The sequence below is a fragment of the Nonomuraea sp. NPDC052129 genome, assembly GCF_040680095.1.
GTDB lineage: Bacteria > Actinomycetota > Actinomycetes > Streptosporangiales > Streptosporangiaceae > Nonomuraea.
Map to the genome: position 1 here is coordinate 549,160 of NZ_JBFAVX010000003.1, position 14,134 is coordinate 563,293.

Annotated in this window: 15 protein-coding genes; 6 read left to right on the forward strand and 9 right to left on the reverse strand. The window is 67.7% G+C overall.

Annotation, left to right across the window (positions count from 1 at the left end; genetic code table 11):
• The first annotated feature begins 55 nt into the window (after positions 1–55).
• The 4 genes from AB0L53_RS10660 (at position 56) to AB0L53_RS10675 (ending at position 2,876) form a co-directional block, all read left to right on the forward strand.
• Complete coding sequence (locus tag AB0L53_RS10660; protein WP_363992712.1) at positions 56–844, forward strand: ABC transporter ATP-binding protein; 789 nt, start codon at positions 56–58, stop codon at positions 842–844.
• 68 nt (positions 845–912) lie between these two features.
• Entirely contained in the window at positions 913–1,836 is a 924-nt protein-coding gene (locus tag AB0L53_RS10665) for an SPFH domain-containing protein (protein ID WP_357954550.1), read from the forward strand.
• A gap of 32 nt (positions 1,837–1,868) precedes the next feature.
• Positions 1,869–2,624, forward strand: coding sequence for a sulfite exporter TauE/SafE family protein (locus AB0L53_RS10670; protein WP_363992713.1), 756 nt, complete (start codon positions 1,869–1,871; stop codon positions 2,622–2,624).
• 30 nt (positions 2,625–2,654) lie between these two features.
• Positions 2,655–2,876 carry a hypothetical protein gene (locus AB0L53_RS10675; RefSeq protein WP_357954555.1) on the forward strand — a complete coding sequence of 74 codons (222 nt, stop codon included), beginning with the start codon at positions 2,655–2,657 and terminating at the stop codon, positions 2,874–2,876.
• Position 2,877: 1 nt separating this feature from the next.
• Here AB0L53_RS10675 and AB0L53_RS10680 read toward each other — a convergent pair whose 3' ends face one another.
• From AB0L53_RS10680 to AB0L53_RS10705, 6 genes are all read right to left on the reverse strand, one after another.
• On the reverse strand, positions 2,878–3,717 hold the full coding sequence (locus AB0L53_RS10680; protein WP_363992714.1) for an NAD(P)H-binding protein: 840 nt from the start codon (positions 3,715–3,717) through the stop codon (positions 2,878–2,880).
• A 75-nt stretch (positions 3,718–3,792) separates the two neighbouring features.
• Positions 3,793–4,614, reverse strand: a complete 822-nt coding sequence (locus AB0L53_RS10685) for a Rieske 2Fe-2S domain-containing protein (protein ID WP_363992715.1) — start codon at positions 4,612–4,614, stop codon at positions 3,793–3,795.
• Between the two features lie 120 nt (positions 4,615–4,734).
• The gene (locus tag AB0L53_RS10690) at positions 4,735–5,346 is read right to left on the reverse strand and encodes an HD domain-containing protein (protein WP_363992716.1); all 612 of its coding nucleotides are present in this window, start codon (positions 5,344–5,346) and stop codon (positions 4,735–4,737) included.
• 1 nt (position 5,347) lies between these two features.
• The gene (locus tag AB0L53_RS10695) at positions 5,348–7,537 is read right to left on the reverse strand and encodes a molybdopterin-dependent oxidoreductase (protein WP_363992717.1); all 2,190 of its coding nucleotides are present in this window, start codon (positions 7,535–7,537) and stop codon (positions 5,348–5,350) included.
• Between the two features lie 147 nt (positions 7,538–7,684).
• Complete coding sequence (locus tag AB0L53_RS10700; RefSeq protein ID WP_363992718.1) at positions 7,685–8,326, reverse strand: hypothetical protein; 642 nt, start codon at positions 8,324–8,326, stop codon at positions 7,685–7,687.
• Position 8,327: 1 nt separating this feature from the next.
• Complete coding sequence (locus AB0L53_RS10705; protein ID WP_363992719.1) at positions 8,328–8,543, reverse strand: hypothetical protein; 216 nt, start codon at positions 8,541–8,543, stop codon at positions 8,328–8,330.
• 683 nt (positions 8,544–9,226) lie between these two features.
• Here AB0L53_RS10705 and AB0L53_RS10710 point away from each other — a divergent pair.
• Both AB0L53_RS10710 and AB0L53_RS10715 read left to right on the forward strand, forming a co-directional pair.
• On the forward strand, positions 9,227–10,090 hold the full coding sequence (locus tag AB0L53_RS10710; protein WP_363992720.1) for a helix-turn-helix transcriptional regulator: 864 nt from the start codon (positions 9,227–9,229) through the stop codon (positions 10,088–10,090).
• A gap of 55 nt (positions 10,091–10,145) precedes the next feature.
• A complete protein-coding gene (locus tag AB0L53_RS10715; protein WP_357954571.1) occupies positions 10,146–10,373 on the forward strand; it encodes a DUF397 domain-containing protein in 228 nt (75 codons plus the stop codon).
• A gap of 288 nt (positions 10,374–10,661) precedes the next feature.
• Here AB0L53_RS10715 and AB0L53_RS10720 read toward each other — a convergent pair whose 3' ends face one another.
• The 3 genes from AB0L53_RS10720 to AB0L53_RS10730 form a co-directional block, all read right to left on the reverse strand.
• Positions 10,662–12,107, reverse strand: coding sequence for a catalase (locus AB0L53_RS10720; protein ID WP_363992721.1), 1,446 nt, complete (start codon positions 12,105–12,107; stop codon positions 10,662–10,664).
• 19 nt (positions 12,108–12,126) lie between these two features.
• Positions 12,127–12,534, reverse strand: coding sequence for a Fur family transcriptional regulator (locus tag AB0L53_RS10725; RefSeq protein WP_363992722.1), 408 nt, complete (start codon positions 12,532–12,534; stop codon positions 12,127–12,129).
• 108 nt (positions 12,535–12,642) lie between these two features.
• Positions 12,643–14,043 carry an MFS transporter gene (locus AB0L53_RS10730; RefSeq protein ID WP_363992723.1) on the reverse strand — a complete coding sequence of 467 codons (1,401 nt, stop codon included), beginning with the start codon at positions 14,041–14,043 and terminating at the stop codon, positions 12,643–12,645.
• Positions 14,044–14,134 lie beyond the last annotated feature (91 nt).

Genomic DNA, 14,134 nt, shown 5'->3' on the forward strand with positions numbered 1-14,134 from the left:
GCTCGCCCTGCAATAGGTTTGTCCCGAGCGTTACTCCTAAAGGAGGGATACGGGGATGGGTGGTCAGGTGCTGCGGCTCCAGGACGTCGCCGTCCGGCGCGACGGAGCAGCCCTGTTGCGCGGCATCGACTGGACGGTCAACGAGGACGAGCGCTGGGTCGTCATCGGGCCGAACGGAGCAGGCAAAACGACCTTGTTGCAGGTCGCGGCGACGCTGCTCTATCCGAGCGAGGGGATCGTGGAGGTGCTCGGCGAGCGCCTGGGTCAGGCCGACGTCTTCGACCTGCGACCCCGCATCGGCCTGGCGAGCGCCGCGCTGGCCGAGCGCATTCCGCCGGAGGAGAAGGTCATCGACCTGGTCCTGACGGCGTCCTACGCGATCATGGGCCGCTGGACCGAGGAATACGACTCCAACGATGTCACCAGGGCCGTCGAGCTGATCGACATGATGGGTGCCGCGCATCTGATCAGGCGCAGGTTCGGCACTCTGTCCGAGGGTGAGCGTAAACGGGTGCAGATCGCCCGTGCGCTGATGCCCGACCCCGAGATGCTGCTGCTGGACGAGCCGGCGGCCGGGCTCGACCTGGGCGGCCGGGAGGACCTGGTACGCCGGCTGTCGGTGCTCGCCAACGACCTCCGCTCACCCACGCTGGTGCTGGTCACGCACCACGTGGAGGAGGTGCCCAACGGGTTCACCCACGGGCTGCTGCTCAAGCACGGCTCGGTCGTGGCCCAGGGGCCGCTGGAGCATGTGATGACGGCCGACAACCTGTCGCAGACGTTCGGGGTGCCGCTGACGCTCGACCGCAGCGCCGAAGGACGCTGGTACGCCCGCGCGCAATAGATCGCGTCAATCCGCTGAACGCCCATTAGCATTTACCAAGGCGATCCCCTCGGCCTCGGAGCGTTGGCATGTCCACGGAGCAGCTCATCGTCGCCATCGTCGTCGTCGCCGCGGTGGGGTTCGGGGTGACGCGGACGGTCCGCATCATCCCCCAGGCGACCGCGGCGATCATCGAGCGGCTCGGCCGCTATCACCGCACGCTGAAACCGGGGCTCAACCTGGTGGTGCCGTTCGTCGACCGGATCAAGGATCTGATCGACCTCCGCGAGCAGGTCGTCTCGTTCCCGCCACAGCCGGTGATCACCTCCGACAACCTGGTGGTCTCGATCGACACCGTCATCTACTTCCAGGTGACCAATCCGAAGGCGGCCACGTACGAGATCGCGAACTTCCTGGTCGGCGTCGAGCAGCTGACCGTCACCACACTGCGTAACGTGGTCGGCGGCATGGACCTGGAGAGCACGCTGACCTCCCGCGAGGAGATCAACACCGAGCTGCGCGGCGTGCTCGACGAGGCGACCGGCAAGTGGGGCATCCGGGTCAACCGGGTCGAGCTCAAGGCCATCGACCCGCCCTCCTCCATCCAGGACTCGATGGAGAAGCAGATGCGCGCCGACCGCGACAAGCGGGCCGCGGTGCTGGCCGCGGAGGGGCAGCGGCAGGCGGCCATCCTGACGGCCGAGGGCGAGCAGCAGGCGGCGGTCCTGCGCGCCCGTGGCGAGGCGGAGGCGGCCGTGCTGCGCGCCCAGGCGGAGGCCGAGGCGCAGGCCATGCGAGCCAAGGGGCAGGCCGACGCGATCGGGATGGTGTTCAAGGCCATCCACGAGGGGAAACCGGACCAGCGGCTGCTCGCCTATCAGTACCTGCAGATGCTCCCGGAGATCGCCAAGGGTGACGCCAACAAGATCTGGATCGTCCCGTCGGAGATGGGCCGGGCGCTGGAGAATCTGGGCGGTCTCTTCTCGCCGCCCAAGGACGACCCCGACAGGTAGCCGGGAACGGGGCCGCCTCTAAGCTCTGTCGGATGACAGTGTGGGAGGCCGTCGCGGTGTTCGCGGCCGGGGTCGCGGCCGGGGCCATCAACGCAGTGGTGGGGTCGGGCTCGCTGATCACCTTTCCCACGCTCGTGGCCGTCGGCATCGACCCGGTCGTGGCGAACGTCTCCAACAACATCGGCCTGGTGCCCGGCTCCTTCACCGGCGCGTACGGCTACCGCGCCGAGCTCGCCGGGCAGCGCGAGCGGCTGCTGCGCCTCGGCCCCGCCTCGGCGATCGGCTCGCTGATCGGCGGGATCCTGCTGCTGTTCCTCGACCCGAGGGTCTTCCAGGTCGTGGTCCCAGTGTTGATCGGGCTGGCCTGCGTACTGGTCGTGGTGCAGCCCAAGCTCAACGGCTGGCTGTCGGCCCGGCGTAAGAACGACGATCCCCACGGCGGGCTGCTGCTCTGGCTGGGCGTGCTGGGGGCGGGGATCTACGGCGGCTACTTCGGCGCGGCCCAGGGCGTGCTGCTGATCGGGCTGCTCGGCAGCTTCCTGACCGAACCCCTGCAGCGGGTGAACGCGGCCAAGAACGTGCTCTCCCTGATCGTCAACGGCACCGCGGCCGTGCTGTTCGTCTTCATCGCCCACGTGGATTGGTGGGCGGTGCTGGCGGTGGCGCTGGGGGCCACGGTGGGTGGGTTCGTCGGAGCCAAGGTCGGTCGCCGCATCCCGGCTCCGGTGCTGCGGGGCATCATCGTGTGTGTGGGGATTGTGGCGATTATCAAACTAGTGTACGGATAAATACCGGGCATTCTGGGTATAAATCCGTACATGAAGGGTGATCGGGTGGAGATCGTCATCGACGCGGGCGACTCATCCCCGCGCACCTACGAGATCGCCGCCACCCGTGCGGGCCGCCGTGTTGAGGTGGCCACGCGGCGGGGGCTGGTCGAGGTCAGTGAGGTGACCAGGAGCGGCACCGCGGTACGTACGGCGCGGTTCATGTCCAGCCGCATCCTGGCCCTGGTGGAACATCCGGCCGACGAGAGCTGAGTCAGCGGAAGTCGGCCGCGTGGTCGGTGGCCCACTGACGGAAGGTCAGCGCGGGGCGGCCGAGGAGCTTCGGGACCGTGTCCGTGATCCGCTCCGGCGTGTCCACGAACGCGCCCCAGCCCGCGAGCGCGCCGTCCACGAACCGGGTATCGCCCCAGGCGGCCAGCAGTTGCTCGCGGGCGACGTCCAGCGGCAGCTCCGCCCACCGGACCTCCCGCCCGACCGCCTCGCCGATGATCCGCGCCTGCTCGGCCTGTGACAGCTGCTCGGGCCCGCTGAGGACGTACTTGCCCCCGCCGTGCCCGGCCGAGGTGAGCACGTGCACAGCCACCGCCGCGATGTCCTTCTCGTGGATCAACGACCTGCGCGCCTCCCCGTACGGCCAGCGCACCACGCCCTGCCTGACCTGGTCGGCCCAGCCGAGCGTGTTGGCCGCGAAACCGACGGGCCGCAGGAACGTCCAGCTCAGGCCGGTGTGCCTGATCAGCCGTTCCACCTCCTGGTGGAACAGCGTCGGCGATTCACCATCGGCCAGATCCTCGACGTCGGCCGACAGGTAGACGACGCGGCGCGCGTGGGCGGCGATGACCTCCACCACGTCTCGGGCGGTCTCGGCGGCGAAGCCGGGCCAGATCAGGAAGACGGATTCGACGTCCTTCAGCGCCGGTTCCAGGGTCTCGGGGACGGACAGGTCGCCCTTGACCGCCTCGACCCCTTCCGGGAGTTTCGCCCGGTCCGGGTCGCGGACCAGGGCGCGGACCTGAAGGCCCGCCCCGGCCAGTTGGGGGACCACGTGCTTGCCTACGTTGCCGGTCGCGCCGGTCACCAGAATTCTGCTCATGGACGGACCGTAAAACTTCAACCAATGTTCAGGTCAAGCGGTGTCCAGGCCATGCTCGGCGGTACGTAGAGCTGTTCAGGTCATGCTCGGTCGTACCTGGAGCGTGCCGTCGCTGCGGATCCGGGTCTCGAACGTCGGCGCGGGCGCGGTCGCCGGACCGTGCTTGACCGAGCCGTCCACCAGCCGGAACGTGCTGCCGTGCCAGGGGCAGACCACGCACGCCTCGCCGTTCTCCACGATGAGCCGGCCCTGGTGGAGTGGGCCCGCGAGGTGGGAGCACCGGTCGGCGAGCACGGTGACGCCGGAGGTGTGACGCAGCACGAAGAGCTGGATGTAGCCGAGCCGCCGCGACACGGGGCGACCCTGAGGCAGGTCGTTGACCAGGCAAAGGTCATGCCAGCCCAGCGGTACGAGATGGGTGACCTGGGGCGCGTGGTTGGCGCCCGCCGCCTGCCGGTAGGCCAGATTCCCGCCCAGGTAGGCGCCGAGACCGCCGACGCTCAGACCGGCGATGGTCAGCATCTTGCCGGCGCGCTCGTTCCCGCGCAGCCGGGCCAGGAGCGAGGCGGAGAAGAACCCCAGCGCGGTCACGTTCGACAGCATGTGGACGAACCCGACACGCTGCTGCTCGCGATGGAGAGACGACCAGTCGGTCAGGCCGGCGGCCGCGGTGGGCAGCGCGCTGCCGAGGCCCGTGGCCAGCAGCAGTCGCGCGGCCCGGGGATCGGTGCTGGTCCAGTCGAGCACCGCGGTGGACATCCAGCAGCCCAGGCTGAAGGAGGCGAGCGGCGGGTGCAGCGGTTTGCCCGTGGGCACGCCGTGCAGCCAGTCGCGCAGCCGTCCCGGCCGGATCCCCTTGCGTACGGCCTTGGCCAGCACTCGGATCGGCTCGTCCATGGCTTTGGACCTTTCGAGCCGGTCGGCCAGGTCGACCGGGCCCACAAAACGCCGCGACTGCCGCCTTCTCGCTCGTACTTTCTCTTTCACGACAAGTCCCCTACCCCGGCCATAAGGGCATCACTCGGACAGGTGCCCCCTGGCGATGGAGAGCTCGACCAGCTCGAGCGCGTACGCCCCGAGCGACGGCGAGCCGTCCTCGATGAGCCGTACCTTCTCCTTGACCTGCGCGGCCGTCACCTTGAACAGTGGCCAGGTGCCGCCCTCGGTGTGGTGGTTGGCCAGGATCGGCGCGAAGCGGTCGAGCGCTCGGGCGAACTTCGCCTCCGGCGTCTGCCTGGCCTCGAACTCGTCCCAGAGCGTCCGCATCGCCGCCCCCTGCTCGCCCGGGAGCAGCGCGAAGATGCGGTCCGCGGCGGCCCGCTCCGCTTCGGGCTGGGCGGCCACCGCGGCCGCGTCATAGACGAAGGTGTCACCGGCGTCGATCTCGACCAGGTCGTGCACGAGCAGCATGGACACCACCCGCTGAATGTCGGTGTCGGGTGGCGAGTGCTCGGCTAGGACCATGGCCAGCATGCCTACGTACCAGGAGTGCTCTGCGTCGTTCTCTCGCCGTGAGCCGTCCATGAGATGGTTGCGGCGGATGATCCGCTTCAACTTGTCGATCTCGACGGCGAAGGCGATCTGGGCGGTCAGGCGGTCCTCTTCTGGTGCGATAGTCACGCGCGACACCTTAATGTGCGGTGATCACCCCGGTTGGCAAAATCGTCACCGGAACCCCATTGAACACGGCATTTCCCGACGGAACATCGATTGTCGACTCATCGGTCAGTATGTTCGCGCTAACCCCGGCGTGTTCAGCGGCGATCAGCTGAGCGCTGCCCGCGTGTCCCCAGCCGTGGGGCAGGCTGACCACGCCCGGCATGATCGTGTCGGTGGGTTCGAGCGGCACTCTGAGTTCTCCCGTGGCCGAGCGGACCAGGGCCTCCCCGTCCAGCCCGAGCCTGGCCACGTCGGCCGGGTTGATCTGGAGCGTGCAGGTGTTGCTGCCGCCGACCAGCGGGCCCACGTTGTGCAGCCAGCTGTTGTTGGAGCGCAGGTGGCGCCGGCCGATCAGGACGATGTCCGGCGGCTCCTGCTCCAGCCCGCCGCGCAGCCGCTCGACGTCCTCGATGAGCTGCGGCGGCGCGAGTTCGATCACTCCGGAGGTGGTCCTCAGCACCTCGCCCAGCCGGGGCTCCAGCGGCCCGAGATCCAGCCCGTGCGGGTTGTCGAGCAGCTTGCGCAGCGACAGGTCGCCCTTGCCCGCCCACTCTCCGTACGGGCCCAGCTTGAGCATCAGGTCGAGCCGTCGCTCGGCCCCGCAATCGCCTTCGAGCGCGGCCCGCAGCTCGGCCACGTCGCGCCCCTCCACCCCCGAGCCCGGCAGGTCGACCGCCTTGCGCAGCATCTGGTCGAGGACGAACTCGTCCAGATCGCCCTCCAAGCCGGAGGCGATCATGGTCAGCCGGGCCAGGATCTGCGCCTCCGACGGCTGCCCGTCCAGCGGCAGCGACGGCGGCGAGTAGCGGGCGTAGTTGCGCACCGCGAAGTTGAGCAGGGCGAAGTCGTAGTGCCCCGACTGGAGGGCCCGCGGCGGCGGCAGGATGACGTTCGCGTGCTTGGTGGTCTCGTTCAGGTAGGGGTCGACGCTGACCATGAAGTCGAGCCGCCCGAAGGCCGAATCGAGCCGGGTGCCGTGCGGCGCGGAGAGCACCGGATTGCCGGCCACGGTGAGGAGGAACCGGATCTGCCCGTCGCCGGGCGTCTCGATCTCGTCGGCGAGCGTGGCGACCGGCAACTCGCCGTTGGCCTCGGGCAGGCCCCTGACCCGGCTCTTCCACCGGCCCACGGTGTAGGGGCGGCGGGCCAGGCCGAACTCGGTGGCGGGTTTGGCGAACATGGCGCCGCCGGGCCGGTCGAGGTTGCCGGTGAGCACGTTGAGCACGTCCACCAGCCACTGGGCCAGCGTGCCGAACTCGGCCGTACACGTGCCGATCCTGGCGTAGACGGCCGCCGTCCTGGCCGCCGCCAGCTCCCTGGCCAGCCGGACGATCACCTCGGCGGGCACGCCGGTGCGGCGGGAAACCACCTCGGGCGGGAAGTGCTTGGCCGCTTCGCGTAACTCCTCCAGGCCGTTGACCTCGTGGGACAGCGTGGTCAGGTCCTCGGCGAAGAGCGTGTGCGTGATCCCGAAGAGCAGGTAGGCGTCGGTGCCCGGACGTACGAACACGTGCTCGTCGGCCAGTCCGGCGGTCCGGGTGCGGCGGGGATCGACCACGACGAGCCGGCCGCCGCGGGCGCGCAGCGCCTTGAGCCGGCCGGGGAAGTCGGGCGCGGTGCACAGCGAGCCGTTCGACTCCAGCGGGTTGGCGCCCAGCATGAGCAGGTAGTCGGTCCGGTCGAGGTCCGGCACCGGGACGGCGAGCGGATGGCCGAACATCAGCCCGCTGGCGACGTGCTTGGGCATCTGGTCGGCGGTGCTGGCCGAGAAGATGTTGCGGGTGCCGAGGGACTTGAGCAGCGGCGTGCCGTAGAGCTGGCCCGCCATGTTGTGCACGTTGGGGTTGCCGAGATAGACGCCGACCGACTGGCGGCCGTGCCGCTCCGTGACCTGGTCGAGGCCCTGCTTGACGGCGGCGAACGCCTCGTCCCAGCCGACCTCGCGCCAGAGCTCGCCCTCCCTGATCAGCGGCTTGCGCAGCCGGTCGGGGTCCTCGTCCAGGCGGCCCAGGCTGGCGCCCTTGGGGCAGATGAAGCCCTTGCTGAACGGGTCCTCCTTGTCGCCCCGCACGCTCGTCACGTGCCCGCCCTCGTCGAGGGTGAGCGTCAGGCCGCACACGGCCTCGCACAGGGGACAGGTCCGGTGAACGGTCGACGTCATCACGGCTCCTGAGTTCGTCGGTGGAACTCATCTTTGCTCGTACGACACATATGGGGAAGCCCCGGAGCCCCCGCGGTCTCCGGGGCTTGCACTGGGGAGCGTTCGGCCCAGGCCCGAGCCGCCACTCCCCAGGTCATGGGCAGGCCGTCAGCCGACCTGCGGCAGGGCGAACGGCCTGGCCAGATCAGGGGGCTCCTCGAGGTCGGTCCTCAGAGAGGCCCAGGCGCGGCCGTAGAGCCGGTCGAGTCCGGGGGAGACGGCACCGGGCAGCTCCTCACGCCGGACGATCTCCACGATCAGCAGGTGGGCCCATTTGCGGTGCCGGTAGACGTTGGCGCTCCTGGCCCAGCACGCCGCCGCGATCTCCTCGGCGTACGCCTCGAACTCCGCGGCGGAGATGCCCGCCCTGGTCATCACCAGGGCCTTCTCACCTGTACGTGTGGGCGTGATCCACAACACCAGCGGGATCCGGCCCGCGCGGGTGTGCATGGTGGTCTCCAGGCAGGTCTTCTGCAGCCGGTGCCTGGACGCCACGCACCAGAAGTGCGCCATCACCCAGTTGCGACCGGTCCTGGTCACCGCGGGCGCGGAGATCGCGCTGGTCAGCATGATGAACGGCCACCACCGGCCCTGCTGGGTGGCGCCCAGGAGAGTCAACACGAACAGGCTGAGCGCCCCGATCAGCAGCAACTCAGTACGAATCCGCCAGAGCCTGGCCGGCAGGCCGGTACGGGTGGGCGGCAGGTCCTCGTTGGCGGGGTAGATCTGGTTGCGCGGGTTCCTCGACATCTCAGGACACCTCCTCGGCGATTCGGGAGGGGATCGTGAGCTGGTCGAATCGGGGGTCGCGGTAGCGACGAGCGCCGAATCCGATCTTGGCGACGGTCCAGCCGCGCCGGTAGGCGAACTCATCCGGCTCCATGCAGATCTCTCGATCCGCCCATGCCATGAGTTCCCGGATCCGGGTCTTGATTCGGCTGAGTCCCTTGGTACCTTGTGAGTACATGGAACACCTCTTTCGCGGCATTACTCGAGGTGGGTTCTTTCGCCGGATCGCAGGCTGATGACCGGTGGCGCCGCAGGGTGGCAGCCCTTTTGAGCGGCTAATAGGTGGTCAGCCTGGGTCCGGCTTCTTGGTGTTTCTGCGCGCTCGAATGAGCGACATGCGCTGTGGTCGGTCAGATGCGTGCGGGGTCCTTCCGGCAAGCGGCCTCCCTGGGGCAGAGATTCAAATCCGGGACGGCGACGTTGCCGGAGGTGCGGCCCGCGTGGCCGCCAGCGATGAAGAGCGGTAGGCCCGGTGTGGTAGGCCGTGTCGTCATCTCGGCCCCCCATCCGTCGGTTACCTTCCAGGGCTCGATCGTCTCTCCCGGATGGGCCTGGTGCAATACATTCAGCAAGAGAAGATTTAGTTTTCTTGGTCCTTGCTTGATGTTTGCCCTGAATCTGTAGATGCAACTTGCACGCTAACTGTCAGACGCTCCTGGGAAGAAGCTGGGTCAGCGGGACTGTCTGCTGCCGTCCGTTCCGGGTTAAGCCCCCTCTTGCCCCTTAAGCTCACTCCGTGAAACCCTTAGGGCAAGCCTCAGTGGCAGTGCTCGTGCAAGTTGCAGTGTAAGATTGACCGAACGGCTAAGCGGCCTTTCACCGTTACACCTTCACCTTCATTCCCGACGAGGAGAGTGGACGGTGCCATCGCAGCAGGGCAGTCCGACTGTTCGCAGGCTCAGGCTCGGTCAGGAGCTGCGCCTCCTCCGCGAGCGAAAGAAGCTGACGGGGGCCAGAGCGGCCGGCGATCTGGGCTGGAGTCCCAGCAAGATCAGCCGGATCGAAGCCGCCAAGACCATGCCAAGTGCCGAGGACATCAAGGCATTGGCAGAGCTCTACAAGATCGACAGTGAGAAACGTGACGAACTCTTCGCCCTGCTGAGGGATGCGGATCAGCGTGGGTGGTGGGAAGATTACGAAGACGCCCTCCCGGAGGAATACACAAGATTCCTCGGGCTGGAAGCGGAGGCGACATTCCAGCGCAACTGGGAACCCCAGATCGTGCCTGGTCTCCTCCAGACTGAGGACTACGCACGGGAGGTCGTCCTTTCCGTCCGTGGCATCTCACGGATCACGCACAGCGGTGTCCGGAGCCGGGTCGAGGCACGCCTGGATCGGCAGCAGCGGGTGTTGCATCGCCCACAGCCGTCCCAGCTACGCTTTGTGCTCGACGAGCCGGCGCTGATGCGTCGTTTCGGTGAGCCCTCGGTCATGCGTGCGCAGATGGAGCATCTCCTGGAGATGTCGCTGTTGCCGCACGTCAGCGTGCAGGTGTTGGCGACGGAAGCACTACACCCCGTCAACACGGGAGCGTTCATCCATCTGAAGTTCGCGGAATTCGACGATGTTGTATACCTGGAGCAGCTCTACACGGCTCACTTCGTCGATGACCTCGAACGTGTGGCCGGATATGAGACAGCCTTCGACTACATCAAGTCCCAAGCGCTTGACGAGGACGAGTCACGTGTCCTCATCCAACGCAAGGCCATGATGTGGCGGGGCTAGCGACAAAGATCACAACAAGGGGCAATGGTGCCCCTTTCGCCCGTTTGGGGAGAAAATGTACATCGATCCCGTGGTAGCGACCTGGCAGAAGAGCAGCTTCTGCAACGGCGCGAGCAGCTGCGTCGAAGTCGCACCCCTTGCCGACGGAAACGTCGCTTTGAGGGACGGCAAGGAGCAGGACGGTCCCGTCCTGGTCTTCACGCCGAGTGAATGGGCCGCCTTTACGGCCGGGGTCCGCGATGGCGAGTTCGACCTGACCTCGCTTGCCGCTACCGCTTCATGAAAAACGGCCCTGGCAGGTTGCTAGCACAACACCATCAGGGCCGCCACGCACTCCAGTTCGACCTTGTACGCGAGATCTGAAGATCTTCATATCTTGGCCTGAACCGCGTTGGAGATCAACTAGCCACACCTGGTTCGAAGCAGAGGATCAGTCCTCAATCGCGGAGTACGGCCTGACGACTCCAGCCGAAGAGCCCTCTGCCCTCCATTTGGTCCGCCCACAACTTGGACCGCCCACTGCGGAAACAGCCCGCGCCGCACATGGGCGCGGGCTGTTTCACGTGCGGCGTCAGGAGAGGCCGAGGCCGTTGGAGACGCCCTGGCCCAGGTCCTTGTGGATGTTGTTCCAGTACTCCACGACGCGCTGCTTCATCTCCGAGGTGACCTCGGGGGCCGAGGCGTGCCCGACGATGTTGCTCACCAGGTGCGCGCGGTCCGTTTCGGACAGCACGTTCTCCCAGAGGGTGCGCGGCTGGACGTAGTCGTCGTCCTCGGCGTGCTTGGTGTACGCGGACCGGATGATCTCGCCGGCCACCTGGTAGTTCTCACCGTCGTACAACGCCGGGTCCGCCGCCGGGCCGTTGACGCTGTTGGGGGCGTACACCGGGTCCTGCGAGTTGCTGAAGGTCATCGGACCGTCGAAGTTGTAGGAGTTGACCGCGGCCCGCGGCTGGTTGATCGGCAGTTGCAGGTAGTTGGGGCCGATCCGGTAGCGGTGCGTGTCGGGGTAGGAGAACAGGCGGCCCTGCAGCATCTTGTCCGGCGAGGCGCCGATGCCGGGCACCAGGTTCGACGGCTCGAAGCCGGCCTGCTCCACCTCCGCGAAGTAGTTGCGCGGGTTGCGGTTCAGGGTGAACCGGCCGATCGTGATCTCGGGGTAGTCCTCGTGCGGCCACACCTTGGTCAGGTCGAACGGGTTGAACCGGTAGTCGGCCGCGGCCTCGAACGGCATGATCTGCACGTTCACCTTCCACGACGGATGGTCGCCCGCCTCGATGGCCGTGTGCAGGTCGCGGATGTGGTGGTCGGGGTCGACGAGCAGCGCGGCCGCCTCTTCGCCCGTGTAGTTCTTGATGCCCTGCTCGGTCCTGAAGTGGTACTTCACCCAGAACTTCTGACCTCCGGCGTTGTACCAGAGGAAGGTGTGCGAGCCGAAGCCGTGCATGTGCCGCCACGAGGCGGGGATGCCGCGGTCGGTCATGAGGAACGTGACCTGGTGCGCCGACTCCGGCGACAGGGTCCAGAAGTCCCACTGCATGTTGTTGTCACGCAGGTGAGTGTCGGCCCGGCGCTTCTGGCTGTGGATGAAGTCGGAGAACTTCTGCGGGTCGCGGATGAAGAAGATCGGGGTGTTGTTGCCGACGAGGTCGTAGTTGCCCTCTTCGGTGTAGAACTTGATCGCGAACCCCCGCGGGTCGCGGGCGGTGTCGGGGCTGCCGAGTTCGCCGGCGACGGTCGAGAAGCGCAGGAAGAGCGGGGTCTCCTTGCCCTTCTGGAAGAGGCCGGCCTTGGTGAACTGGCTGACGTCCTCGGTGATCTGCATGACACCATGGGCGCCGCCGCCTTTGGCGTGTACGACGCGCTCGGGAACACGTTCCCGGTTGAAGTGCGCCATTTTCTGGATCAGATAGTGATCCTGCATAAGAAGTGGGCCGTTGGGGCCGACGGAGAGCGAATGCTCGTCGCTCGGCGCGGGAATGCCGGCGTCGTCGGTGGAGATAGGCCTGTTCGTCATCAGCGCGGTCCTCCGAAAATCATCGTTGACAGCTCGGGCAGACGCCCCAGTAGGTGACGTCGGCTTCGTCCACGACGAATCCGGCCGCGTCGACGGGCACCAGACACGGGGCGAGCCCGGTCGCGCAGTCGACGTCGGTCATGGCACCGCAGCGCCGGCAGACCAGGTGGTGGTGGTTGTCACCCACCCTGGCCTCGTAGCGCGCCGGACTGCCCATGGGTTCGATCTTGCGGAGCAGTCCGGCCTGGTGCAGCGCGTGCAGCGAGTCGTAGACGGCCTGAAGGGACACCTGACCCACACGGTCGAGCACGCCGCGGTGAACGGCTTCCACATCGAGGTGGTCGCCTTCGCGCACGGTCCGCATGATCGCCACGCGGGCCGCGGTCACCCGCAGCCCTGCCTGGCGAATTAGGTCGTTGTCCCCCATATCCGGACACGCTAGTGCTAAACCTGAATGATTCAAGTAAAGGACTGGTACAGGTCTCGGCCGCGCCGTACCAAGAAGGAGCCGTGCCAAGAAGGACCGGTGCAGGTCTCAGCGGCGCCGTACCAGGAAGATCGAGCTCAACCCGGCCAGTACGGCCAGCGCCGCGAGCGCCACGGCGGTCGCCATCGAGGCGGAGCCGGTGCCCCCGCCCTGGCTCAAGGAGATGAACAGCGTGCCGACAGTCGACACTCCGATCACCTGGCCGAGCTGCATCACGGTGAGGAGCGCTCCGCTCGCGTCGGCGGCGTAGACGTCGTCCACCTGCTGGGTCGCCATGTTGGTCACCGCGACCTGCACGCCGAGCCCGGCGCCGATGAGCGCGCTCATGACCGCGTACAGGACGCCGCCTCCGGAGACGAGTCCGAGGCCCAGGTAGGCCGGCGCGGCCACCACATAGCCGAAGGGCACGAGCGAGCGCTGCAGACCGGGCGGCAGCAGCGGCCAGCAGAGGCCCACGAGCGCGAACGCCAGCGCGCACGGCACCAGCATCATGCCCGAGGCCAGCGGCGACAGGCGCAGGTCACCCTGAAGGTGCAGCGCCGAGGTGAACAGGAACGCGCCCCAGGTGGCCGGCCCGAGCAGCAGCACGGCGAGCCCCGGCCGCATGCCGGGCGCGCGCAGCACGCGCGCGTTGACCAGTGGGCGCCCGCCGCGGCTCGTCACCCAACGCTCGACGCGGACGAACACCACGAAGACCACCGCGCTCATCGCCATCGACGCCCAGCCCCACAGCGGCCAGCCGAGGTCCCTGCCCAGCACGAGCGGCACCACGAACAGCAGCACGGCGGCCGACAGGCTCACCAGGCCCCACGGGTCGAGCCCGCCCTGGCCGCCACCGTGGTCGGCGGGGAGCACCCGAAGCCCCGCGATCAACAGCAGCGCGCCGATCGGCACCAGCACGAGGAAGACGATCCGCCAGCCGGCGCCGAGCCCGAGCAGGATCCCGCCGAGCGCCTGGCCGACCACGATGCCACCGCTCACCACCGCCGACCACAGGCCCAGCGCCCGGCCTCTGGCCGCGCCCTGGTAGTTTCGCTGGATCAGCGTCATGACCTGGGGCATCATCAGCGCGGCCCCGGCGCCCTGGGCGAGCCGGGCGGCGACCAGCGTGCCGGTCGTGGGGGCGAGCCCCGCGGCCAGCGTGGTGATCGTGAAAAAGGCGAGCCCGGCGAGAAAGGCCTTGCGGTAGCCGAGCAGGTCGCCGAGCCGGGCACCGGTGATCAACAGGACGGCGTAGACGATGGTGTAGCCCGCCACGATCATCTGCAGCCCGGCACCTGATGAGTGCAGATCGGCCTCGATGGTCGGGGTGGCCACGTTGACGATGTTGACGTTCAGGATGGCCAGGAACTGTCCTACGAGGATGATCGCGAGGAGCAGCCCGCTGGCCTTACCCTTCTCCGGCTGTACGGCCGGGATCGGGGGAGCAAGATGGGCAGATTGGGTCATAGATAGAGTCTGGCGGCAAACCAGTACCAGTAACGAGAGCCCCTTTATACTGGTATTAACAGCACCTGGATGGCTTACGCCCGCTCCACCA